The organism is Shewanella sp. Actino-trap-3 (assembly GCF_002836275.1).
Lineage (GTDB): Bacteria > Pseudomonadota > Gammaproteobacteria > Enterobacterales > Shewanellaceae > Shewanella > Shewanella psychromarinicola.
Genome location: NZ_PJCE01000001.1, coordinates 2,611,989 through 2,635,733 on the forward strand (window position 1 = coordinate 2,611,989; position 23,745 = coordinate 2,635,733).

Here is a 23,745-nt window from a genome sequence, read left to right on the forward strand (position 1 = left end):
GACTTTTGGGGCAAGGAATAAACACAAATACGCACAGATTTCTCCCCGGGTATTATCTATGCTACTGCGCTAGAAACCAGATATTTGATGTTCGATATTTGAAGTTTGAAGTTTGAAGTTTGAAGTTTGAAGTTTGATATTAGCAGTTAGCAGTTAGCAGTTAGATATTAGCGCTTATACAAGATTATTTATAAGCTTGTAAATTGTGAGCTTGCATGGCTCAGCTCATTAGCAACCATCAAGTCCTTGCCGCCCTATACTTCGGCCAAAAATACCAAATTATTGGTAACATATGCAGCAACCAAAAACGCTACTTTGTGGCAGAAGTTATATGAGTAGTAATAGTAGTAATAAGTAGTACTACTACTGTCAATCTTAGGCTGGATAACGCTTAGCACTGCGCCGGGATCTTGAGCATAGCGCTCATTTTCTGATGATGTATTAATGGCCGCATCCATGGTGCTAACCGATAATTAAGCCGCGACTTTTGGCTTTTGCATTACGTCACGAATGGCCTTGGTCGCGTCTGCGGTTTTAGAGGCTAATCCAGGTACTTGATCACAACGACGGCAAAATCTTATCGATGTTCACCGGCTCGATCGATTTCAATCACGGCGTTTGAAGCCTATAAACATGAAAAAAATAGCCCGTAAATGCGGACTATTTTTTATTGGCTGAGATAACAAAGATCTCATATTACTCAATCAACAAAACCCTATGCGGCTTTAACCTCTTCCTCTTCAGAATGTCTGATAAGGTAATCAAATGCACCTAGAGATGCTGATGCACCACTTCCCATAGCGATAATAATTTGCTTATAAGGGGTATCCGTTACATCACCTGCGGCAAATACACCAGGGATAGATGTTTGACCACGGCCATCAACAATGATTTCACCACGAGGAGTCATTTCAACCACCCCTTTTAACCACTCGGTGTTAGGCACTAAGCCAATTTGGACAAAGATACCTGCTAATGTGACTTGATTGCTTTCACCTGTAGCGCGATCTGTGTAAATCAAACTGGTTACGCGAGTGCCATCACCTTTGACTTCTGTGGTCATGGCCTGAGTAATAATGCTGATATTACCCATTGATTTGGCTTTACGCTGCAGTACGTCATCGGCACGTAACTTACTGTCAAACTCAAGCACGGTAACGTGTTCAACAATGTTTGCAAGGTCGATAGCCGCTTCAATACCTGAGTTACCACCGCCAATCACCGCAACACGCTTACCTTTATATAACGGGCCATCACAGTGTGGGCAATAGGCTACGCCTTTATTACGGTACTCTTTCTCACCGGGCACGTTCATTTCTCGCCAACGTGCACCAGTAGCCAATACTATCGTTTTACTGCTTAGGATTGCGCCACTTTCTAGGGTTACATCAAACAAACCGTTTTGCGCTAAACTCAGCGCGCGTTGGTTTTGCATAATGTCGACATCATAATCCTTAACATGGGCTTCAAGGTTAGCCACCAGTTTAGGGCCTTCGGTTTTAGACACTGAAATAAAGTTTTCAATACCGACGGTTTCGGCGACTTGACCACCAAATTTATCAGCAACTATGCCGGTATTTAAGCCTTTACGAGCAGAGTAAATTGCCGCTGCTGCACCAGCAGGGCCACCGCCTACGACTAACATGTCAAAGACTGATTTTTGATTAAGTTGCTCTGCTTGTCTGCCTGCGGCATTTTTATCTAACTTGTTTAGTACTTCAACGATGCTAATCGCGCCGACAGAGAAGGCTTCGCCGTTTAAAAATACTGATGGAACCGACATGATATTGCGATCGCTCACTTCCTGTTGGAAAAGCGCTCCGTCAATCATCACGTTAGTAATATTGGGGTTAATTGCTGCCATCATATTGAGTGCTTGGATCACTTCAGGACAAGTTTGGCAACTTAACGAAACATAGGTTTCAAAATGATATTCACCAGGTAGCATACGGATTTGTTCAATGATCTCAGCATCCAACTTAATAGGATGTCCGCCGCTGTGTAATAACGCTAGCACCAATGAAGTAAATTCATGGCCCATTGGCAATCCTGCAAACGTAATATTGGTTGCAGCTTGTGGGTTAATCACGCTCATGCTCGGTGTACGCTTACCTTGCTGATAAGTGACTGAGACTAAATCCGATGATTCAACAATATCTTGGGCTAAGCTGGTTAATTCTTGTGCTTTGTTTGAGTCATCTGCAGATACGACAAGTTCAACTGGGCGCTTGAGGTTTTGCAGATAGGTTTTCAGTTGACTTTTTACATTCGCATCTAACATAACAACTCCTAAAAATGGGCAATAATCGATGAATTAAAAAGTGCTAGTCAGTGCCGGGGGAACACCGACTAGCTGGAGATGATATTACTAACCTAAGGGTGAACTGAGCAGTTAGATTTTACCGACAAGATCAATTGAAGGAGCTAATGTTGCTTCGCCTGGCTGCCATTTAGCTGGACATACTTCGCCATCATGAGTAGCAACATACTGTGCGGCTTGAATTTTACGAAGCAGTTCTGCAGCGCTACGGCCAATACCTAGGTCATGAATTTCAGCTACTTTCACTTCGCCTTCAGGGTTGATGACAAAAGTACCACGTAGTGCTAAACCATCGTCTTCAATCATTACACCGAAGTTACGAGTGATAGCGCCTGTTGGGTCACCGATCATTGGATAAGTAATTTTGCCAATGGTGTCTGAACTTGAATGCCAAGCTTTGTGAGTAAAATGGGTGTCAGTTGATACTGAATACACTTCAACGCCCATAGCTTGTAGCTGCTCATAATGATCAGCCATGTCGCCTAATTCAGTTGGACAAACGAATGTGAAGTCAGCTGGGTAGAAAAACACTACCGCCCACTTGCCTAATAAATCTTGCTCTGTAACGTCAACGAAAGCACCATTATGAAATGCTGTAGCTTTAAAAGGTTTGATAGTGCTATTGATGATAGATTGTGTCATGTCATGCTCCATTTAGATTTACATTAAACCCGATACCAATATGGTTTCGGTGATGATAAGCAAACTGTGCTCGTCATCTGATGTAGCCATAATAGCGATGGAGAATCATTAAGTATAACGAATAAAAACTATCACCTTAATCGGTTTTTTGCATTAGACTATTTTTTTGAAAGCATATGTTTTGAGAGCATATCTTGGGCGAGATATATTAATCGTCAAAACCGACTAACGTCATAGGGCGATAGTCGATTAATGATATTTTCAGGTGAGACTTATTCCCAGGGGCCGAATCGAGTTAGCACTCGGCTAATATTGATATCGAGCTTTTGTGAAAGCGCTTGCAGCTCTTGCTTATTATTAGCGGCAGCAAAACAATTGGCTTTATTGGTGGCAAACACCACCCAATTTCCACCGCCGGTTAAACAGGCAAAGACCTGGTTAAAATGCTCATGAAGAGTGTCACGCAATTGTAAATCTCGGCTGTGCTCTTTCCAACAATTTAACACTAAAAAACCATCGGTTTTAAGTAGCGATTTTGTTTGCTCAATAAATTGGTTGGTCAGTTGTTGTTTATCGACACCTTTGTCACTGTAGATATCGGCAAAAATCACATCGACTTTTTTGTGATCGGCTTGGGCTAAAAACACATAAGCATCTTGATGCACGACAGTGAGTTTTTTACTCAATGGCAGCTGAAAAAAACGCTTAGCGACTTCAATCACTTGTTGACGCAATTCAACCGCGGTAATTTTAATCGCCGCATCAAAATGCCTGAGTGAATGCACTAATGCCCCACCCCCTAGACCTAAAATAATCACACTTTTGGGTTGTGAGAATAACAGCACAGCCAACATGGCCTGAACATAAGTATGTTGCGGTACATGGGGTTGACTCTTATCCATTTTACTTTGTTCATCATTATCACCAAATGACAACACCCGATAGTCACCATCATCGAGTACACAAAAATCACCCAATCTATCACCGTCGACGTGCAATACTTTATAATCAGACATACTTCACTCTGTGAGGAGTCTTGCCTTAATATGGCAGCAAGATTTTTCTACTTTAAAACCTTATTATACCCCAGAATGCACTAGGACGTGGCGGCGAAATTGTGCCTTCGCCACTCCATTTTAATCACCATAACCAGATAGGAAATCGACATGCTTAATCATTTATTGATGATCATTGTTTATTTGGCAGTGTTCTTTGTTGCCCAACGTCAGCTCAACAAATGGATCCATCTGCAAGCAGAAAAGAAACAAGTCAGCGAAGTTCGTAGTCGGCTCATTTCTCGTTTAATTTCGTATTTATTATTTTTTGTGACCTTGTCGATCATGGCGGTGTCACTGGGTTTAGGTTATCAAGAGGTATCGCTCTTTGTGTCGTCGGCCTTTGCAGTATTAGGCGTGGCCCTATTTGCCCAATGGTCGATATTGAGCAATATCACCGCTGGCGTATTGATCTTTTTTGCGTTTCCTTACCGTATCGGCGATCGAATAAAAATAGTCGATAAAGAAGAAAATATGAGTGGCATTATTGTCGAAATAAGTTTGTTTCACGTATTGATCAAACGCGATGTCGGCGATGTAATGACTTACCCTAATAGCTTAATGCTCCAAAAAGCAGTGATTAAATTGCCCGAACCTCGAACGGCTAATACGTTTTCAACAAGCAACAAAACCAAAGCAAAGATTAATGCGAACCGGGCCAAATGGCTTAAGTAATCCCGAGGCAGCCTCTTGATGATCTATACCCAAACGACCTCGATATGCTGGATTGTGCATGCCCAGAAGTGACAGAGTTCAAGGGTCTAGGAATAGCGCGCCTACGGCTACTAGAGCGGCCTTCGGCCGGCTAGGTTCGGGCTGTTTCAGACAAGATAGCAAGCGATAACAAGCGAACGCTGCGCTCAGGGATGGGACCGCTTCGCTGCTAAGATTTTATAGCATCTAGCCGCGAAGCGTCCTAGCAGCGCAGCGATCTAGGCTCTTGCTATAAGATTTTATAGCATCTAGCATCTAGCAGCGAAGCGACCTAGAACCTAGAACCTAGAAATAGTGATCTTAAACAGAGCGTCACCATTGTGTTCAATCACTGCCTTGTTCCGTTATCCTACGGGAGCTCTGAAACGAGCATGTTGAAGTGGCTTGGCTATATGTGTACTTAAGCTCAACGCAGACATGCAATAAGACTAGTTTAATACTCGATGAAAAAACGCCACGGCTTGTAAGTACATTTGCAAGGCTAAAGCGGCATCAAAACGTTCACCTTCATCACGCATAAAAGCATGCTGGGCATTGACTTCAAGCCAAGTAAAGTTTGCATTCACCTGTTCAAGTTTTTGGTAAATAAGCTTACGGCCTTCTTTACTGACATGGGGATCTTGTTTACCAAAGACCATCACTAATTCGCCTTTGATGTCATCGGTACGGGTGAGTGAATCATTACCGACTGCACAAGGTAAGGTGTTTGAGTGGATATCGGTTGGGTACAAACAAAAAGCGCCACTGATGTCTGGATTTAATGCCGTACGATAAGCCAAATGGCCGCCAAGACAGACCCCCATCGCGCCCACTTTGTCACTGCAAAATGACTGAGCTCGGGCAAAATCGACTAGTGCTTGGGTGTCGCTGTCATGTTGCTCTAAGGGTTTAGCCCACTTATCTTGATTACCCTTATCTTTTCCGGCTTCATCATAAGCCAGTACCGTCCCAATAGGATTGAGCTCATGAAAGACTTCTGGTACCAGCACCACAAAACCATGCCCAGCCATAATTGTGGCAGAACGGGCTATCGGCGCAGTTTGCTGGAATATTTCTGAGTAGAAAATAATTGTCGCGAATTGGCCTTTAGTATCCGGGCGATAAAGCGTAGTGCGCATTAGGCCTGTGGCGGTTTTAATATCGTGAATTTCAGTGGTTGTAATCATAATATTCCAGTTATTTTACACTATCCCTAATACTGATTATGGCTGCTAAATGTTAAAATTGCCTATGTATTCACAGCCATTTCAGTTAACTCGAACAAATTAAAACAGCTCGTTATTACAAACTTGCCCAGCCGTCAACTGAGTCACATTGGTTAATGTTGTTGAAGCAATCGCGTTGAGAGCTTCTTCCGTTAAAAAGGCTTGGTGGCCAGTAAAGATCACATTATGACAAGCAGATAAGCGACGGAAGATATCATCTTGAATGATTTCATTTGATTTATCTTCGAAAAACAGGCCTTTTTCATTTTCATATACATCAAGCCCTAATGAACCAATCTGGCCATCCTTTAACGCTTCCATCGCGTCAAGTGCATCCAATAAGCCGCCTCGACTGGTATTAATCACCATCACGCCTGGCTTCATTTGACTAAAACTGACTTTGTTAAGTAAATGATGGTTATCTTTGGTTAACGGGCAATGCAAACTGATAATGTCGCATTGTGGGTACAGCGTATCTAAATCAACATATTCAACACCAAGGTCGACTATGACTTGATTAGGGTATGGATCATGGGCAATCACTTTACAGCCAAAGCCTAATAATATTTTAATGGTGGCTAAGCCAATTTTGCCCGTGCCTATGACTCCAACTGTTTTGCCAAACATATTAAAACCAACTAAACCCGATAAGGCAAAGTTAGCGTCACGAGTACGTTGATAAGCTTTATGAATTTTACGGTTTAATGTCAACATCAGGGCCACTGAATGCTCAGCGACTGATTCAGGTGAATAAGCAGGCACATTGACCACTTTCATCCCTAAGCGCTCTGCTGCCACTAAGTCGACATTATTAAACCCCGCACAACGCATGGCGATTATTTTTGTACCCCCTTTTGCAAGCTCAACTAATACCTCTTCGCATAAGGAGTCGTTGACGAATGCGCACACGACTTCATAGCCTTCGGCTAATTTTACGTTTTGCATGCAAAGTCGATAATCAAAGTATTCAATATCAAGATTAAAGGTGTCGTTAATACTATTAAAGTGACGAATGTCATAAGGCTTTGCGCTAAAAAATCCAATTCTCATAAGGTTCCAAATGCGTTAATGGCGCTACCGCGATCGTTTATAACAATTTACCGCAATAGTCGCGCTCAAAACAGGGGTTAATTGTATGTGAATTAACGGTTATTGTCGTCAATATCACAGTGGATAAAGATGAAATTGTGATCCACATTACCCCTTATGGATAGCACCGACAATAATAACGCGGCGATATTGTTTGCGTGATTAACGCCAATGAAAAAGCCTATCGATTGGATCGCGTCTGTCATTGCAATATCTAACCGCAACGCTTTTTCCGACTGGAGGTAACGGATGATACTTAATGCTCTTTAGCAAACAAAACCGCTTGTTCACCTGCAATACGTCCAAAGATCGCAATATCATAAATGGCATTACCAACTAACCGATTCGCGCCACAAACAGCTCACATCATGTCAGCCATTTAGGATAAAACTCAGCCCCCGTTTTTTGGCGCCGCATTGGCTATCCCCATGACACAACCGGACACTAAAAAAGCCAGCACGGATGTGGACCATTGGTTCATCAACCTATTCTCAGTTCACTCTATTTCCAATGATTAAACTAGCGCCGATCTAAAGAGGTATGCCGTTGGCAAGAACACACCACAAAAGCCATCCTCTGCGGAGAGTTAATGCTGTCAAGACTGAATAAAATGAGTAATGACACTGATATTGGAAAGAACTGCTGCTCATATCACTGTTTTTATGCATTGAAATTGTTAATGTTAGCGTAATGTTAATACTCTAGCGAAACTATGAATCATAAAAAAGATTTGCCTGTATCAAGCCTTCGATTTTGGATTGAACGAATAAGTAAAACCTCACTCAGGGCTTTACATATTATTGGGGTCGTGGGCAGTGGTGGTGGCATGATCTTCAATCTTGAACTATCTCTGTGGTTTAATTATTGGCTTATCGCAATCACATCTGGCGTATTATTAGTGAGTTGGGAGATCATTAGAGATTGGCGGTGGCTAATTCAACTCAAAGGAGTGTTAACCTTACTAAAAGTTATACTGTTAGGATTGTTTATTCAACTAAGCGAATGTAAATCGGAATTAGTCATCTTTATTATTCTATTATCTGTTATTGTATCCCATGGACCGGCTGGATTACGCCACTACTCGATAGTGCATCGGAAAGTGATTCAGAGCAAAAAAGAAATAAAAGGCTAACTTGCCACAATAGATGACTTTAAGGACATGGGATGTTCCCTTACCCAGATCAATATCGCGTTGCAATGCCGCCAATGACTACCGCTTTTATGGTGGTTTGGGCACTGACTAGTCACGCCATTTTTGTCGATGCTAGTCCGTTTTCACTCTATCCACTGCTGGTGCTATTTCCCGCAGTCATAGGCTCGCACCTGCATTTAATTTGGCTAGCAAAAGGCATGAGTCGTCTTGATCAATGTTTTTATGCATTGGTGCATATTCCGCTCGCGTTCGTAGTGTGGACATTCACCATCATGCACGTCAACGGCCATGCATTCTCTTAAATCGACGCTTTCGCCTTATCAGTAGTATATAATTCAATGCTTACACATCATAAGCCCTAACGGTCTCTCTGCCGCGAATTGAATCACGAGAACAACTATGGACGATTTCATTTACAACCCTCCAACCACTCCATGGCTAGATATTGTATATCAAGACAAAGATATTCTTGTCGCAAATAAGCCCTCAGGACTGCTATCGGTTCCAGGAAGGGAAGCCATTTACCATGACAGTATTTATTCTCGTGTTTTAGCACAACATCCTAATGCCCACATTGTGCACAGGTTAGACATGGCAACCTCAGGGGTCATTGTCGTCGCACTTCGGCGCAATGCTGAGCGTGAATTAAAACGTCAATTTCGGGATAGAGAAACTGCCAAAACCTATTTTGCTCGCGTTGCTGGCCATATGAAGCCTAATATTACTCAAGTCAATCTGCCTCTGATTTGCGATTGGCCCAATAGACCCAAACAAAAAGTTGACCATACTATTGGTAAGGCTTCTGTGACGTTAGTTGAAGTCGTAAGCTATGGCGCTAAATCAACACTCGTGAAACTCACTCCTATTACTGGACGTTCACATCAACTTCGCGTCCACATGATGGCATTAGGCCACCCGATCCTTGGTGATGGATTTTATGCCGATCCTTTAGCAAAAAGATTATCACCTCGACTACTTCTGCATGCGGCAGCATTATCAATCACTCACCCTTACTCACAACAAGCAATGCATTTTGAATCCGCCGTCACGTTCATGGCCCCTACGGCAGATCAATAGTAAAATTAAACATTGTTAATACCCATGCGAATTTTAGTAGCTATTGTGCATTGAAAGTCGTAAATTTATGGCCAATTAATGGTTTGTAAGGCTTAATACCGTGGATAGCTCATTTCAACGTGACGAATTAGACAATCGGATTCTTACCGCACTTATGCAAGACGCCAGAACACCTTTTGCGGAACTGGCAAAACGTTTTAATGTCAGTGCAGGAACGATTCATGTTCGCGTTGAAAAAATGAAACAAGCTGGCATTATTACTGGCGCACAAATCACCGTCAATCCAAAGGCACTCGGTTATGATGTTTGCTGCTTTATCGGCATCAATTTAAAGAGTGCTGGCGATTATCCAGCTGCGATTGCCAAGCTCAATGAACTAGAAGAAGTAGTAGAAGCCTATTACACCACCGGAAATTACTCGGTATTTGTAAAGGTAATGTGCCAATCTATCGATGGATTGCAGCATGTATTGATTAATCGTATTCAATCTATTGATGAAATCCAGTCAACCGAAACACTTATTAGCTTACAAAATCCCATCGTAAGATCAGTAAAGCCATAGACTATGGAGGGCTTTACTGTCCTCCAGCACCACACCCCCTCCAATAATTGTCAAACCTCACAAATCAGTATCAGACCTACATCACAAATTTACACACATATGTTAACAACTATTTACTGCATTATTGGGTTTTGGTATTACTTTTGTTATTTTTTTGTGCTACAAATACTTCCGATGCGCCACAGAGTGCAACACAAAAGCGAAAATAATCTAAACATCATCACTGAATATTCATCGTGTTACAGCGATACCCCACCCCCCACATTGAGTGATGTCTAAAAACAAGGAAGAAGTTGTGAAGACAAAATTAGCCCTAGCCATTTCAGCTGCACTGATATCAAGTGCTACTTATGCGAATACACAATATAGCTCTAACCAAGCAGGCATTGAACTTCTGTCAGCTGAAAAAAACAACAAACCAGTGGTCAAATATAACAGCGTCGTAGCTCCTCAACGTTATATTGTCGAATTAGCGTCGCCTGCAATTGCAAAATATCAAGGTGGAATTTCCACTTTAGTCTCAACAGCGGTTAAAGACAAAAACAGCAAACTAGACATTCAATCAGCTCCAGTTAAAAGCTATGCATCTCATCTGAAGGCCGAACAAGCTGCATTTACAAAAGCCCTTTCAAAGGTTGCTTCAAATGCTAAAGTTGAGCGTCAATTTAAGACATTATTTAACGGTGTAACTATTGTTGGTCAAGGATTAACCGTTGAACAGATTATGGCTATTCCAGGGGTTATATCTGTCTATCCTGAAGCTATGTACAGCACTAACATGGATGCTTCACATGAAATAATTAACAGCGAAGCGATGTGGAATGCTGTTGAGGGCATGGAAAATGCTGGTAAAGGTATTCGTGTTGCCATTATTGATGGTGGTATTCGTCCTGAAAACCCAATGTTCTCAGGAGAAGGTTTTGCCGCTCCTACAGCTATGATGCCAACTGATGACTACTGCTCAACTGTGGATAGTTCATTTTGTAACGATAAACTCATTGTTGCACGTTGGTCACAGCCTACATTCCCTGTATGTGCAGATGAATACATGAGCCCATTAGGGTTTGGTGGTCACGGAACTCACGTTGCAGGTACTGCTGTTGGTAATAAAGTAGAAACAACATTTAAAGGCATTGACGTTACATTATCGGGCGTCGCTCCAGCCGCGTATTTAATGGCATACAAAGCACTTTATTCTACAGAAGACTGTAGTGGTGGCAGTGGTTCTAACATCATGCTGATGGAAGCATTAGAACATGCCGTTAATGATGGCGCTGATGTTATTAACAATTCATGGGGTGGTGGCGCTGGCGCAGATCCTTCAAGTAGCCCATACAAAACAATGTTTGAAGCTGCAGAAGCTGCAGGTGTTGTGGTTGTAAGTGCCGCTGGCAATGATGGTAGCGCCCCTAAAACGGTAGGTTGCCCTGGTTGTATTGAGTCAGGTATTACAGTTGCTAACAGCACGACAGGCCGTTACTTTGCTAACAGCTTTAATACTGGTGGTGATGATTTATTAGCGATTCCTGGATCAGATACCATCATTGATATGGACATCTCTGGACCAGTTATTGCTGCATTTAATATTGATGCTGAAAACGCTGAAGGTTGTGATGTATTTGCTGCAGACTCATTTAAAGATGGTATTGCACTGATTTCACGTGGCATTTGTAACTTTAGTGACAAAGTGACTAACGCTGAAGCTGCTGGCGCAACTGCCGTTGTTGTTTATAACAACCGTACTGGTGCACCTATCCCAATGTCAGTACCGGGTATTACCTTCCCATCAGTTATGATTTCCCAAGATGACGGCATGGCGATTCTAGATTCAATGGGAGACAGTGCGACTCAAGGTACTATTGGCGCTGAAATTAAGCGTATTATGGTTAGTGGTCTTGCCGATACAATCAATCAGTCTAGCTCTCGTGGTCCAAATGGCAATGAGAACATTCTTAAGCCTGATCTAGCGGCTCCAGGAACTAACATTTTATCGGCTTTCTCACCTGATGACGGTGGAGAAGACTTTAATATGATTACTGGTACGAGTATGGCTAGCCCACATGTTGCAGGTGCTGCTGCACTTTTAAGTCAACTACATCCTACATGGTCAGCAATTGATATTAAAACAGCGCTGACATCAACATCTAAAATAGATGGGATTTTAGATGACGACGCATCTACACCGGCAACACCTTTTGCCATGGGTGCAGGTCGTATGGATCTCGATGCAGCAGCAAAAGCAGTATTAACGTTTGATAAGCCTTCTATCGCTGCTGACTCGTGTGTAGGTATCTGTACATTTACTCGTACGGTTTACAATAAAAGTGATGAAAAATCATCTTGGGCACTTTCTGCAAGTTCTGATGCTGCAGGCCTAATGATTTCACCAACAACGCTTGAACTTGAAGCCGGTGCATCTGCAACCTTCACCGTCACTGTTGATTCAACATTCAGTGAATATGGTGAGTGGATATTCGGTAATGTCATGATCTCTAGCACTGAAGGTAAGCAGAATGCTCATCTTCCATTGGCGGTACTCGCTAAAGAGTCAAGTGATTCATCATTAATCTCAGCGTTTACAACTGACACTGATATTTCTGTTGCTGATCCTTTCACAATAAAATCTGTTGTGAATAACACTATGTTTGAAAACACGGTAACTCTGACGGCTACGACTCCTAAAGGCACTAAGCTTACATCAAAAGATGATGTATCTGTGGTCCTGAACGGCGCCTCGCAAAATGGTCTATCTGTTGATGAAAAAACTGGCGTAGTCACTTGGGTTGGTTCAATGGACTTACCTGAAATGGTCACGACTAGTGGCACAGGTACATATCCTAATATTACCGCTCTTGGCTTAAGTCAAACACCTGCTTGTTTAGACGGTTGTGATGAAACTTCATTTGTATTTAACGTACCGGCATTTAAATACAATGGACAAACTTATACCGCAATTACTATTTCGGATAACGGCATAGTCATTCCTGGTAATAGTTCAACAGCAGGCACTTATGCTAATAAAGAACTACCTGATAGCTCAAATCCAAATAATATCCTTGCACCATTCTGGTCAGATTTTGATTTAAGTGATGGTACAGTTGGCGATACTGGTGGTGGAGCAATATCTCTTGGTGTCGTGAGCACTGGAACAGCTTCATTCTTAGTTGTTGAATGGAATGATGCGCAACTTTGGAACGATGCTTCTGGAGATAAATACAGCTTCAGCGTGTGGTTAAAAACGGGCGAAACTGAAGAAGTCACGTTTAACTACTTCGATATTCCTGGTATGCCAGCTAACGTAACCATTGGCGCTGAAAACATCAGTGGTAGCATAGGTACAACTCATTACTTTAACGGTGTAGGCACATCTGTTACCAATGATGACTGGGTTGAAGTAAGATCAACCACTGCAGGTAGTGTTGAGCTTGCTTATAAAGCAATGGTTACTGAGTTTAGCTTCGGCCAAGCTGACGCCCCTTCACTTGATGAAGATACTTCTATGGAAGGTAATGTATTAGATAATGATACTAAGCCAGACCAAAAGGTCGCTCGTACTCAAGTAACCGGTGATGGCATGACAGCTAAGGCTCAACGCTTAATCGATGTGTCTCCTGTTGGACAATTAGACACTGTTGTTCTTGTTGATGAAGTGACTAATGGTGAACTCACCTTAGCAGCAGATGGTGCATTCACTTATACACCAACAGCAGACTTTACTGGCACGGATACATTCTCTTATACATCAACTGATGAAGAAGGGAATTTGAGCACGCCTACACAAGTTGTTATTACGGTAAATAACGTTAATGATGCTCCAACGGTTGCGCCTTCAGGAATGAATAGCGCTGGTGGATTCGTAGTAACAGCAAAAGCAAATGGTAAAGACATCGATGGTGATGCTTTAACTTATAATTGGGTTCAAACTGGTGGTAAGAGTGTTAGCTTTACCAACGGTGGTCCATCAATTCTGTTTACTGCTCCAGTTGGTGATGACACCTTCACGTTTACCGTAACCGCATCAGACGGTGAAATGACAAGTGCACCGGGTACAGCAACCATTAATATCAACGAGGAAGTAGAGCAATCTTCTGGTGGTTCTATGGGTTGGTTAACGGCATTATTACTACCATTAGCTGCATTACGTCGTCGTAAGCACTAATAATAGTAATCATTAATTTGGCCTTGCCAAAATGATGTAAAAAAAACCAGCTGTTAACAGCTGGTTTTTTTATTGGCTAAAGCAATAGACTTTATAAGGTTAGTTATTCATTTTCATCCGATTCATCAGCATGAGCTGAGGCTTCAAACTGCTCTACATTCGCAAATTTACCAAACCAAAAATCTGAGCTGATCATCTTAAACTGACGGGATAAGTCTTCACTTGATACTGATTCTAATTGCCACAATATCCCAGGAGCTTCTGGGAAATGGGTACCCGTGATTTGATCTTCATATAATCGATGTAATAACGCATCGGGAGATAATCCGGATGCCAGAAGGCGGACCATAGCAGCATGCAATGACTCATCAAAAATATTCAAATCTTCGGCATCTGTTGCAGTAACATTAACCATAAACTCAACACCAGAAGGCTCGGCAAATACACCATTAAATGCTTCTCTCAATAATGAATAAGCACTAAAAAAACCTTCATGAAGCAAGCAGTCAGAATATTCTTCCCACATTCTGTCACCCATCATGTCATTACTTAACTGATCAATTTTACCTTCAGGCAATTCACTGAATAAATGAGTCAAGACGATTTTAGCGGCTTCATTTGGCTCTAAATCATTTAGAGACATCATGCACATTTCTCTAAGTTCAGTAGCCTCCATTCCTTCTAAATCATCATTTAAGCCCATAATAGCCATCAATTGAAGGTATTCTTCATTTGACCAGGCATTAGGGATCTTATTGATTTTACGAAAAGAACCAATTTGAACATTAAATTGTGCTGGCATGGAAACTCCTTCTTATCAGCGTCAAAAAGTGACGCACATAGGACAAACTAAAGCCCCGCATGTACGATCGCAAGACTGTATGAGGGGGAAAACAACGCACATCAGATCACACAATACCTAAAAACATATAAGGTGCTGATAAAAAAGGGTTTATTTAAAATATAAAATATCCATAATTATATTAAACTTTGTTTATATGACCTTAATTTAGCGCATAAATACAACAAATCATTTCTAGGTCATTTATATTTAGCATGTAAATTGAATTACAAAGAACAGAATTCACCTGTGATGATTTACCATTAATGTCGCGTCTTATAATCAGTCACTCGCGACATTGTTAACTTTATCAGCAATACAACCGCGGGCATCATCCCTACGGCATAAAGACGCATACTCTTTAGGGTCGGCTCAAAGGAGTTTTCAAGATACACCCATATGGGTTCGTACTCTGACGGTGCTTTGGGTGCGGCACAAAGGGAGCAACATGTAAAAAACGACTGACGTTAACATGGTATATTGGGCCATTGATGTGGATCGACTCTTGCTCATTCAAATACTGATGCTTGGTATACGCCTTGGTCACACCCTGCCGCCAGCTTGTACTTGATAGAAACGCATTACCAGGAACGATTTACGCAGGTTGGCCAAATACATTATAGTCACGAGGCTGCAATACCGCCCCCCATTATGGCATCTATTAAGGTATCGACACTGGCCAAGTGGTTACGTAACTCATGCTAAAACAGTAATTGACTTCCCAAACAGCCCACATAGGCTTGCATGTTAATAGTCTAGTTACCAATATAGGTTTTTTCAACGATCCTACCAAGCGTCACTTCAAGCTCAAAACGACCGACATAGTAATGTAGAGCCACCGTATCATGTTGTTTTTTAATTTACTTAAAGCGATTACCATTTACATCATAACTAAACAAACTACTGAGACTATTACGCGCAACACTTGGCCGTTTACCTTGGTATTTATAGCTTAACGTAACCCCATCATCTGTTAGCGTCAATGGTAGAAGAAAATAGTGTTTACAAGGATATTAGTCATAAAATCAATAAATTAAGAGCATTAAAAAGCCCCGTTCAATTAAGAACGGGGCTTTTTAAATAATGGTACCTGAGGTCGGACTCGAACCGACACGCCGCGAAGCAGGGGATTTTGAATCCCCCATGTATACCAATTTCATCACTCAGGCAAAGATTTTAAGCTATTTTAGCTTTGCAAAGTAATCTGATTAGTCCAAATATCTTTGCAAAACAATTTTAGTGAATTGACTCTTTATGACCAACACTCAAGTATTATACTTACTCAAATATCGATACTCAATGCGATTATATTTATCTGATTATAGCCATGTCTTTAGGCTGCTACTGAGTTACTGTGCAACTCAAACCACGTATCAACAAAGTTTGTCACAATTAAGTGTTGGCGATTATACCTTTGCATTTAATAATCGCAAGCCCTTTACCTATTCTTTTCTATAAAAAACACTCAACTGCTCAAAAGTCATTCATAGTCCTAACTGAGATGAAATAGAGGTGTTTTGTGAGTTAAGAAGCAATTTTACAAAAAAATAACATCACGACGACTAAAAATTGATCAAGATCAGTATTGCGGTGTAATTTTGACTTTATGATGATCATGATTTCACATTCCGAGGATAAATATCATGGCATTTTGGTTAGATTTAATGTTTGGTAACGCTATAGGATTACTTTCTATGATGGTGATTTTCTGTACCTTCGGAATAATGTCTTATCTAATGTGGATGTTTGTTGTGAAGTCTGCACCGACTAAGTGAGTCGCTTACTAGGCTAAGTTTTTTTACTGCTTATTATTCATAATCATTATGGATACTTCCTTGCGAATGATAAATTGGCGACAAAACACATGAAGTGTTTTTATGCCAGATTGGGGGCTTTATAGGCCCCCATTTTTTTATCCACTCAAACCGACTTCTAACCGCAACTAACCACGATATTAGGCTGCATGCTTGCGCGATTGAACCAAGCCATTAATAAAATGTGGTCGCGTTTTGATCAGATAATTCATTTCATCTGCACTCGGCTCACCAGCAGGTAAACGTAATACATCACGATTTAAATAATTACGTGCTTGCATAGAAATTTTGTATTCCGCCGTTGGGCCTTGTATAGCATAGTGACGTTCATTGCCTAGCATTTCGAGTATGCTAGTGTTAACTAAATTTTTAACCGCCAACTCATTTTGCGGCAAGGTTAAAATAGTCTGCCCTTGTAAAAAAAATTCACGTAGCAAGGCTCTTTCTGCAGGATCAAGTAGTTTTACTTTTACTTCAATAGTCTCTACTGTACGTTTTTGACGTAAATATACGATGGACTCATCGACAACAAAGGCAAAAATTTGGCTTAAAAAATAGGCCACACCAATAATTAAGCCTAAGCCAATAAACTGACCATATTCGCTAACGAGTTTGTCTAACGATAAACTCGCCAATAAATATTTAGGCGCAAACAGTAAGCTGGTGCAGGTTACGATAATCCAAGACATTACACTTACGAACAAACGTTTACTGTTCAACATCTTAATTGTTCCTGTTTTCATTTTCATCAGTGATCACCCGCAGTGTCATATTTTTGAACTTATAGAGTTAAAGCAAAATATATGCCATAAATTAGTAGGTAGCCTGGTATTTATGTATGTTTTCCACACTAGATTTGGCCTATCCGACTACGCTTTGAGTAAAAGTATCCCATTGAAATTAACACCATCGAAATTCACTGTAAAATCAGTATTTTGGCAGGTAAATCATCTCCATAATTTTTCATATTGAAGAAAATAGACTGATCGTTATACGATAATGAAGACAAAGCTCTATGACTCGAAAATTAACGCTTTCTATCGTATATTGAGTTGTTTTATGACTATGGTGACAACGGCTTATTAGCTCGGGAGTGATGAGTAAAGTGACCTAGGCGGAATGGACCGGGAGTTTTGGATATAGAAGTAGTACATATAGACCTGCTAGCAGTCGGTATATATGTCATTGATGAACGTTTTTATCAACACCCAACGCCATAGATTAAGCCAATAAGCACACATAACCTACATGTCTATCCGTGATGATAGTAATCAAGAATGGCACTTTGATGAATATAAGAAAACGGCCATCATCGAGAGGCCATTGCCCTCAATTTATACCAATAATGAAAATATTCCTGTTGCAACGCTCATCGAACAAGCCGATCTCAATGTCATTTACGATCATTTGGAGAATAAAGCACGCAAACACTCTTTTTACTCTTCGTTATTCTACTCTTCGTTATTCTACTCTTCGTTATTCTACTCTTCGTTATTCTACTCTTCGTTATTCTACTCTTCGTCATTCAATATCTGCCATTACTGACGCCCTAATTTGGCCTAAACGATAGTGATATTTCTACCACTATATGTCGAAGTAACCATAAATGTTGATCAGGGGTTACCGTTATACCCGTTTGCTCACCCAAGCGATCAGTAACCTTATATCAATGTGTATTCTCGTGCTGTTAAACATGCTGCGCACGCGAAAACTCACATTAATGTGCTGACTGAACCCGATAGTATTCATCTGAAAATTTAAACGTAATAGCGCCGTCATTGCCAATGATATCGCCAAAGATATTTTTGAACACATCTTCACTGCCGCTTGGCGGACTAATGTTGGTGGTTAGCGACCTACTGATATTGGTAGAAACTGAAATAGAAGCCTTAAAGGTTTAATAAGCATATTAAGCGGACTTAGCGGCTAATTTAGTCAGCACACGACTAACAGCAACAAAGGCAAACGTTCCCGTTACCATGGTTATGGCGCCAAAACCAGAAGCGCAGTCCATTCGCATACTGCCTTCGGCATTTGCCTTAGTATTGCAAACCGTACCATCAGCTTGGGGATAGACTAAATGTTGGCTCGAAAATACCGCATCAACAGCAAAACGACGTTGGAGGTTTTTAGTAAAATTATAATCTCGGCGTAACAAATTACGCACTTTGGCCAATAAAGGGTCTTGTACTGTCTTAGCGAGATCGGTCACTTGTATGAGCGTCGGATCCGTTTGTCCACCCGCCCCACCGATGGTCACTAAAGGTATTTTATTGCGCTTACACCAAGCAATTAAACCTGCTTTGGGTTTGACGGCATCAATACAGTCAACCACATAATCAATATTGCCCTCTTGTGAGGCGGGCTTAAAATACTCAGCGAGATTTTCTAAACTAATAAAGTCTTCTACTTCATTAACCACACACTCTGGGTTAATTTCACGAATGCGCTTTGCCATAACCTCAACCTTTGACTGGCCAATAGTCGAGGTTAATGCGTGTATTTGACGGTTGGTATTAGTGACACAAATATCATCTAAATCAATGAGGGTGATCTGTCCTATACCACTTCTTGCTAACGCTTCTGCGACCCAGGTTCCGACACCACCGATACCCACAACGACTACATGAGCTTTCGAAAAAGTCGTCAGTGCTGCTTGGCCATATAAACGGCCGACACCCGCAAAACGATGAGTATAAGATTCTGACAACATGAGTTACGCCCTAATTAACAACTATTTTTCGCGGCCAATTTTATACGATTTATCCTCAAAGCTAAATGCTTGTCACGATTAGCTCAATATTAATCTTGTTATTGTCAGTTTGGGCTCCATGAAGAACACCAAATAGTCACATTTTTGAATAATCGATATTGATGATAAAAAATGATTAACTAAAATCTCCAAGTAAAAATCATTTATCAAAAAAAGTTTTAAACCCGTTCAATTAATGATCCGATTAAAATCAATATGTAAAATTTATGATTAAATATTCATAATATGTAAATTAATACGCCAAAAAATTACACTCTCGCAACCTTTGCGGTTGAGCGACAGCCTGTTTATAACCCAATAGAAAATCTCTTAAAGATCTAGATTAAAACAATTCAGTGACTTACATATACCAATGCCCGTGGTCATCACAGATTTACATACCTATTTTCATCTGGTGCCAGTTTTTTGATCCAGGCCACACTTTGAAAGGAGTAAATCTGAAAAAATGTGCCCCAGATTGTTACAGAGTATAATCTGCAACAAACTTCACTAACTAAAACCATGAAAAATGGATATAGAACATAACGTTCTAGGGAGCATGAATGATGAAAAAGACTTTAATCTCTGCATCGGTAGCATCTGTACTTACATTAGTTTCTTTCGCTACACTTGCTGAAGGCCCAAGTTTCTATGGTCGTTTAGATTTGGCTGTGAGCAACTCTGATCAAGGCGCGACAACTCAAAACACTAAAGAAGGCACTGTATTAGAAAGCAACTTTTCTAACTTAGGTGTTAAAGGTAGTGAGCGCATCAATAACGATATTGAATTGTTATACAAAATGGAATTCCAAGTTGAAAACACGACTCAAACTAAAGACAAGAGTGGTGATAATGTTGTATTTAAAGCGCGTAATACCTATTTAGGTCTTAAAACTAATGCTGGTACAGTGTTAGTCGGCCGTAACGACACCGTATTCAAACAGATTGAAGGTGGTTTCGATGCATTTGGTAACACAAATGCCGATATTGATCGCATGATTGACGATCAAGATCGTGTCGCCGATGCTATTTGGTATTATTCTCCAATGATCGGTGGTTTAGTCACATTAAATGCAACCTATTTAATGGAAGACAACTACACCGATGACGCCGGTAAAGATTCTTATGATGACCAGTATGCATTGAGTGCTACTGTTGGTGATAAGAAATTCAAAGCACACCATTTCTACTTAGCTGCTGGGTATAACACGATTAACGGAACTGATTCTTACCGTGGTGTGGCCCAAGTTAAATTAGGCGACTTTAAAGTTGGTGGTTTATTTCAAAATACAGAAAGCCAAACAAATGACCAAGAAGGCGATTCATTCTTAGTTAATGTATCTTACAACCTAAACGGCGTAAATCTAAAAGCTGAATACGGTCAAGACGATGCAGGTTATGGTAAATACTTCAAAAACAGCGTTTCTAATGCTGGATCGGTTACTGGCACTGACATTAATGTAACCCAAATAACTGTGGGTGCAGATTATCGTGTATCTAAGTCAACTTTGCTTTATGGTCACTATGCAATGTATGAAGGCGATCATAAAGTTGCCTTAGCAAAAATTGATTTAGAAGATGACAACATCTTTACTGTTGGCGTACGTTACGACTTCTAATCATTCTGGTACTAGCTTCGGCTTAACACCTAAATGAGTTAAAAAATGCCAGTCTGTGAAGACTGGCATTTTTGTGTATGCAATATTGGTGTTTGCAATACCGTTTTGGCAATCTCAACTGATTGTCGATGTTAAACGGGGATAATAAACTGCGCAGTTAAAGAGTCCGGTTAAGCGATCACTTGATTAAACACTTCAACATGATGTGACTCAACCAGTTCTGGCATTACATGGTGAAAATAATGTTGAATAGCCTCTTTGGCGCAATGTTGATCAAATGCTGCACGATCAACAAACTTTTCAACAAAGGCGACTTTATTGTCGTCATCAATACTGACATTTAATTCATAACGAATACAGCCTACCTCACGTCGAGTATCAGGCACTAAACTCGCCAATGCCGCCACTAAGGCGTCACGTTTGCCCGCTTTAGCCACAAATTGGGCCACACAAACAATTTGCTGGGTGTTAATTGCGTAATCTGACATTATTTTTCCTTACATTAATAAATTAATAACATATCAAGATGCTCAATGCCGTCTTCAAGGTACACATCTGAATTCACAACAAAACCATGTTGTTGATAAAAATGACGTAAATAATCTTGCGCCCCAATCTGGATATTGTCATTGGGCCAATGTTGTTTTGCAATGGCAATAGCAGCTTGCATTAATTGATTAGCTGCGCCATGGCCTCGTGCCGATTTAGCGACAGCAACACGGCCGATACTGGCCTGAGGATAACTGATGCTAGGCGCTAACACGCGGCTATAAGCCACTATATTGCCGAGTTCATCTTGCCCCAGTAAGTGCCTTGTGTGCGGATGTTTATCTTTACCGTCTAACTCAGGGTAAGGGCAATTTTGTTCCACCACAAACACATCGACTCGTAATTGTAATAAGCCGTAAAGCTGTTCAAGCGTCAATTCAGAAAAACCAAGGTCTAACCATTCTAATGTCATCACAACCCTTATTTATCTCTGCTCTACTCTCGTCATACTCGCACGCCATATTAGCATGATTAATGCACCTCGCTGGGCTCATCTGACTGGCTTTTTTCTGGTGGTTTACGGATAAATAGTACGGCTAATACGGCGATAAAAAGAAAACATGCCATAATAAAAAACACATCATTATAGGCTTGAATATACGCTTGTTGTGACATGTTTTTAGCAAGCAAAGCATATGAATTAGCGCTCACTACATCAGACCCCGCCGTTTGCAGTATTGAACTGGTATGGGCTATATAGTTATAGGCTTGCGCGCTGACGGCAGGTAACGTCTCTTTAATATGCGCCAAATGAACCCTTGCGAGGTTATCGGTTAAGGTTGCTACCAACGCAATACCAAACGCCCCACCTAAGTTACGCATCACATTAAGTACTGTCGATGCTGAGGCATTTTCATGTGCTTGAAGGTGCATTGTCGCCAAAATACTAATAGGTACCAAAATAAACGATTGGCCTATAGCTCGCACTATTTGCGAGGCAATCATCTGATCGCCAGCATAATCAATAGTCATATGGCTATTCATATAATAACTGGTCGCAAATAAAGCAAACCCAAACGCAGCTAAATAACGCGGATCAAATTCTGCAAGATTTACAAAATGCCGAAGATCTCCTCAGCGCCAGCCAGCAAGAGATTAAAGGCAATTTAAAAGTGATTTGCCCAATCGAGCTCGGTCAATTATATCTAGGTCGTATTCTTGCGCAGTTTCTGGCGACTTATCCGAGTATCACCATTGATGCAGAACTCACTAATCGGAAAGTGGATGTGATAGAAGAAGGCGTCGATTTTCTCTTTCAAATTACCGAACAGCATGACCCTAAGCTGCAAAGTTACGCACTCGTCACCGCCAGTAGACTCTTAATGGCAAGCCCAAATTATCTCAAGCGTCATGGCACACCACGACAACCGCAAGATTTAATGAACCACACCGCGATTAAATTACAGTCTGCCCACATTGATGGTAGTTGGCGGATTTTTGATGGTAACCAATGGGTCGAACTCGATCCTCCAGCACAGCTAAAGGTTAATAATGTCACCTTTGCCCGCGCAGCGGCAATTGAAGGCTTAGGGATCACTGCAGTGCCGGTTTTTATTGCGCAAGAAGCCATCGATAGTCAACAACTGATCCCGATATTAGAAGATTTCCCGATGATGCAAACCAAGGTCACACTCAGCTTCCCACAGCGTGTTTATCTGCCGCGTAAATACCGAGTTGTCGTTGAATTTTTATACGCGGCCTTATTTGAACGCTGGTGTGAGGGTGTACTTGAAATTCCCGATTTTGTCCTGCAAAACAATCATAATTAAAGATGGCATTTTTAGCACAAAATAATCTATAGGATATATAGCTATTTTTAACTGGCTAGGTGCTAATATCAACTTACTAGGTGATTAATTTCGATTATAGAGGTAAGTTCTTTCACACAATTATTTGCAATATCAATGTTAAGTTTGGTTCAGTAAATTGTTAAAAGGCTAAGTGAGTATCTGGTGACTGATTAATAGGCACATTCGATACTGGCACAGAAATTACTATTTATTAGTCACGCATGATGCGTACTAGGAGTCATACCAATGAGCAAAGAACGTAATAATTCAAAAGAAGCGAAGAAAAAACCGGCATTGTCATTAAAAGAAAAACGCGCGGTTAAGCACGCTAAAAATGAACCTGAAAATTTTGCCAGTAAAATCAAATAACCTGTAACTGGTTTTACATGTAAATAGCGGTTGTT

General features: G+C 40.9%; 20 protein-coding genes, 1 tRNA gene and 2 pseudogenes. 11 read left to right on the forward strand and 12 right to left on the reverse strand.

The window, feature by feature from the left end; genetic code table 11:
• Window positions 1–715: 715 nt before the first annotated feature.
• The 3 genes from ahpF to CXF80_RS11070 form a co-directional block, all read right to left on the reverse strand.
• Window positions 716–2,281, reverse strand: a complete 1,566-nt coding sequence (gene ahpF / locus CXF80_RS11060; RefSeq protein WP_101032919.1) for an alkyl hydroperoxide reductase subunit F — start codon at window positions 2,279–2,281, stop codon at window positions 716–718.
• A gap of 111 nt (window positions 2,282–2,392) precedes the next feature.
• A complete protein-coding gene (ahpC, locus tag CXF80_RS11065; protein WP_101032920.1) occupies window positions 2,393–2,962 on the reverse strand; it encodes an alkyl hydroperoxide reductase subunit C in 570 nt (189 codons plus the stop codon).
• 272 nt (window positions 2,963–3,234) lie between these two features.
• Window positions 3,235–3,978, reverse strand: a complete 744-nt coding sequence (locus CXF80_RS11070) for a spermidine synthase (RefSeq protein ID WP_101032921.1) — start codon at window positions 3,976–3,978, stop codon at window positions 3,235–3,237.
• A 150-nt stretch (window positions 3,979–4,128) separates the two neighbouring features.
• Between CXF80_RS11070 and CXF80_RS11075 the strand changes: the two genes are divergently transcribed.
• Window positions 4,129–4,692: a mechanosensitive ion channel family protein gene (locus CXF80_RS11075; protein ID WP_101032922.1), complete on the forward strand. Its 564-nt coding sequence runs from the start codon at window positions 4,129–4,131 to the stop codon at window positions 4,690–4,692.
• Between the two features lie 467 nt (window positions 4,693–5,159).
• On the opposite strand, the gene CXF80_RS11080 is transcribed toward CXF80_RS11075, so the two are convergent.
• Window positions 5,160–5,897, reverse strand: a complete 738-nt coding sequence (locus CXF80_RS11080; protein ID WP_101032923.1) for a dienelactone hydrolase family protein — start codon at window positions 5,895–5,897, stop codon at window positions 5,160–5,162.
• Window positions 5,898–5,996: 99 nt separating this feature from the next.
• On the reverse strand, window positions 5,997–6,986 hold the full coding sequence (locus CXF80_RS11085; protein ID WP_101032924.1) for a 2-hydroxyacid dehydrogenase: 990 nt from the start codon (window positions 6,984–6,986) through the stop codon (window positions 5,997–5,999).
• Window positions 6,987–7,737: 751 nt separating this feature from the next.
• On the opposite strand from CXF80_RS11085, the gene CXF80_RS11090 reads away from it, so the two are divergent.
• The 5 genes from CXF80_RS11090 (at window position 7,738) to CXF80_RS11110 (ending at window position 13,976) form a co-directional block, all read left to right on the forward strand.
• On the forward strand, window positions 7,738–8,157 hold the full coding sequence (locus tag CXF80_RS11090) for a hypothetical protein (protein WP_101032925.1): 420 nt from the start codon (window positions 7,738–7,740) through the stop codon (window positions 8,155–8,157).
• A 32-nt stretch (window positions 8,158–8,189) separates the two neighbouring features.
• Window positions 8,190–8,480 (forward strand): hypothetical protein, encoded by a 291-nt coding sequence (locus CXF80_RS11095; RefSeq protein ID WP_101032926.1) that lies wholly within the window; start codon window positions 8,190–8,192, stop codon window positions 8,478–8,480.
• Between the two features lie 97 nt (window positions 8,481–8,577).
• On the forward strand, window positions 8,578–9,255 hold the full coding sequence (gene rluA, locus CXF80_RS11100; RefSeq protein WP_101032927.1) for a bifunctional tRNA pseudouridine(32) synthase/23S rRNA pseudouridine(746) synthase RluA: 678 nt from the start codon (window positions 8,578–8,580) through the stop codon (window positions 9,253–9,255).
• A 100-nt stretch (window positions 9,256–9,355) separates the two neighbouring features.
• Window positions 9,356–9,817, forward strand: a complete 462-nt coding sequence (gene asnC, locus CXF80_RS11105; protein WP_101032928.1) for a transcriptional regulator AsnC — start codon at window positions 9,356–9,358, stop codon at window positions 9,815–9,817.
• Window positions 9,818–10,112: 295 nt separating this feature from the next.
• Window positions 10,113–13,976 carry a S8 family serine peptidase gene (locus CXF80_RS11110; RefSeq protein ID WP_101032929.1) on the forward strand — a complete coding sequence of 1,288 codons (3,864 nt, stop codon included), beginning with the start codon at window positions 10,113–10,115 and terminating at the stop codon, window positions 13,974–13,976.
• A 103-nt stretch (window positions 13,977–14,079) separates the two neighbouring features.
• Here CXF80_RS11110 and CXF80_RS11115 read toward each other — a convergent pair whose 3' ends face one another.
• Entirely contained in the window at window positions 14,080–14,778 is a 699-nt protein-coding gene (locus CXF80_RS11115; protein WP_101032930.1) for a hypothetical protein, read from the reverse strand.
• Between the two features lie 1,123 nt (window positions 14,779–15,901).
• A tRNA-Leu gene (locus tag CXF80_RS11120) sits at window positions 15,902–15,986 on the reverse strand.
• Window positions 15,987–16,460: 474 nt separating this feature from the next.
• Here CXF80_RS11120 and CXF80_RS11125 point away from each other — a divergent pair.
• Entirely contained in the window at window positions 16,461–16,592 is a 132-nt protein-coding gene (locus CXF80_RS11125) for a DUF3149 domain-containing protein (protein ID WP_101032931.1), read from the forward strand.
• A 179-nt stretch (window positions 16,593–16,771) separates the two neighbouring features.
• On the opposite strand, the gene CXF80_RS11130 is transcribed toward CXF80_RS11125, so the two are convergent.
• Window positions 16,772–17,353 carry a superinfection exclusion B family protein gene (locus tag CXF80_RS11130; RefSeq protein ID WP_372491511.1) on the reverse strand — a complete coding sequence of 194 codons (582 nt, stop codon included), beginning with the start codon at window positions 17,351–17,353 and terminating at the stop codon, window positions 16,772–16,774.
• A gap of 526 nt (window positions 17,354–17,879) precedes the next feature.
• On the opposite strand from CXF80_RS11130, the gene CXF80_RS20785 reads away from it, so the two are divergent.
• The gene (locus CXF80_RS20785) at window positions 17,880–18,176 is read left to right on the forward strand and encodes a hypothetical protein (protein ID WP_157822218.1); all 297 of its coding nucleotides are present in this window, start codon (window positions 17,880–17,882) and stop codon (window positions 18,174–18,176) included.
• 364 nt (window positions 18,177–18,540) lie between these two features.
• Here the strand turns inward: CXF80_RS20785 and tcdA are convergent, their stop codons facing one another.
• Window positions 18,541–19,344 (reverse strand): tRNA cyclic N6-threonylcarbamoyladenosine(37) synthase TcdA, encoded by an 804-nt coding sequence (gene tcdA, locus CXF80_RS11135; RefSeq protein WP_198554758.1) that lies wholly within the window; start codon window positions 19,342–19,344, stop codon window positions 18,541–18,543.
• Between the two features lie 605 nt (window positions 19,345–19,949).
• Here tcdA and CXF80_RS11140 point away from each other — a divergent pair.
• Complete coding sequence (locus CXF80_RS11140; RefSeq protein ID WP_101034755.1) at window positions 19,950–21,002, forward strand: porin; 1,053 nt, start codon at window positions 19,950–19,952, stop codon at window positions 21,000–21,002.
• Window positions 21,003–21,172: 170 nt separating this feature from the next.
• On the opposite strand, the gene CXF80_RS11145 is transcribed toward CXF80_RS11140, so the two are convergent.
• The 3 genes and pseudogenes from CXF80_RS11145 to CXF80_RS11155 form a co-directional block, all read right to left on the reverse strand.
• Window positions 21,173–21,490, reverse strand: coding sequence for a putative quinol monooxygenase (locus CXF80_RS11145; protein WP_101032933.1), 318 nt, complete (start codon window positions 21,488–21,490; stop codon window positions 21,173–21,175).
• Between the two features lie 14 nt (window positions 21,491–21,504).
• Window positions 21,505–21,963 (reverse strand): GNAT family N-acetyltransferase, encoded by a 459-nt coding sequence (locus CXF80_RS11150; RefSeq protein WP_101032934.1) that lies wholly within the window; start codon window positions 21,961–21,963, stop codon window positions 21,505–21,507.
• A 59-nt stretch (window positions 21,964–22,022) separates the two neighbouring features.
• Window positions 22,023–22,601 (reverse strand): annotated as a pseudogene (locus CXF80_RS11155) (EmrB/QacA family drug resistance transporter); the annotation flags it as partial.
• Here CXF80_RS11155 and CXF80_RS11160 point away from each other — a divergent pair.
• Window positions 22,577–23,320, forward strand: a pseudogene (locus CXF80_RS11160) (substrate binding domain-containing protein); the annotation flags it as partial. The pseudogenes CXF80_RS11155 and CXF80_RS11160 sit on opposite strands and share 25 nt — an antisense overlap.
• A 267-nt stretch (window positions 23,321–23,587) precedes the next feature.
• The gene (locus tag CXF80_RS20615; protein ID WP_267898631.1) at window positions 23,588–23,710 is read left to right on the forward strand and encodes a hypothetical protein; all 123 of its coding nucleotides are present in this window, start codon (window positions 23,588–23,590) and stop codon (window positions 23,708–23,710) included.
• The last annotated feature ends 35 nt before the right edge of the window (window positions 23,711–23,745 follow it).

What these genes read in the sequence shown, in the direction of transcription:
- CXF80_RS11085 (WP_101032924.1), bottom strand. Translation starts at nt 6,986, where the DNA reads ATGAGAATTGGATTTTTTAGCGCAAAGCCTTATGACATTCGTCACTTT.
- CXF80_RS11145 (WP_101032933.1), bottom strand. Translation starts at nt 21,490, where the DNA reads ATGTCAGATTACGCAATTAACACCCAGCAAATTGTTTGTGTGGCCCAA.
- CXF80_RS11130 (WP_372491511.1), bottom strand. Translation starts at nt 17,353, where the DNA reads ATGTTGAACAGTAAACGTTTGTTCGTAAGTGTAATGTCTTGGATTATC.
- CXF80_RS20615 (WP_267898631.1), top strand. Translation starts at nt 23,588, where the DNA reads ATGAGCAAAGAACGTAATAATTCAAAAGAAGCGAAGAAAAAACCGGCA.
- CXF80_RS11070 (WP_101032921.1), bottom strand. Translation starts at nt 3,978, where the DNA reads ATGTCTGATTATAAAGTATTGCACGTCGACGGTGATAGATTGGGTGAT.
- CXF80_RS11140 (WP_101034755.1), top strand. Translation starts at nt 19,950, where the DNA reads ATGAAAAAGACTTTAATCTCTGCATCGGTAGCATCTGTACTTACATTA.
- CXF80_RS11115 (WP_101032930.1), bottom strand. Translation starts at nt 14,778, where the DNA reads ATGCCAGCACAATTTAATGTTCAAATTGGTTCTTTTCGTAAAATCAAT.
- ahpF (WP_101032919.1), bottom strand. Translation starts at nt 2,281, where the DNA reads ATGTTAGATGCGAATGTAAAAAGTCAACTGAAAACCTATCTGCAAAAC.
- ahpC (WP_101032920.1), bottom strand. Translation starts at nt 2,962, where the DNA reads ATGACACAATCTATCATCAATAGCACTATCAAACCTTTTAAAGCTACA.
- CXF80_RS11075 (WP_101032922.1), top strand. Translation starts at nt 4,129, where the DNA reads ATGCTTAATCATTTATTGATGATCATTGTTTATTTGGCAGTGTTCTTT.
- rluA (WP_101032927.1), top strand. Translation starts at nt 8,578, where the DNA reads ATGGACGATTTCATTTACAACCCTCCAACCACTCCATGGCTAGATATT.
- CXF80_RS11125 (WP_101032931.1), top strand. Translation starts at nt 16,461, where the DNA reads ATGGCATTTTGGTTAGATTTAATGTTTGGTAACGCTATAGGATTACTT.
- tcdA (WP_198554758.1), bottom strand. Translation starts at nt 19,344, where the DNA reads ATGTTGTCAGAATCTTATACTCATCGTTTTGCGGGTGTCGGCCGTTTA.
- CXF80_RS11095 (WP_101032926.1), top strand. Translation starts at nt 8,190, where the DNA reads ATGTTCCCTTACCCAGATCAATATCGCGTTGCAATGCCGCCAATGACT.
- CXF80_RS11090 (WP_101032925.1), top strand. Translation starts at nt 7,738, where the DNA reads ATGAATCATAAAAAAGATTTGCCTGTATCAAGCCTTCGATTTTGGATT.
- CXF80_RS11080 (WP_101032923.1), bottom strand. Translation starts at nt 5,897, where the DNA reads ATGATTACAACCACTGAAATTCACGATATTAAAACCGCCACAGGCCTA.
- CXF80_RS20785 (WP_157822218.1), top strand. Translation starts at nt 17,880, where the DNA reads ATGTCTATCCGTGATGATAGTAATCAAGAATGGCACTTTGATGAATAT.
- CXF80_RS11150 (WP_101032934.1), bottom strand. Translation starts at nt 21,963, where the DNA reads ATGACATTAGAATGGTTAGACCTTGGTTTTTCTGAATTGACGCTTGAA.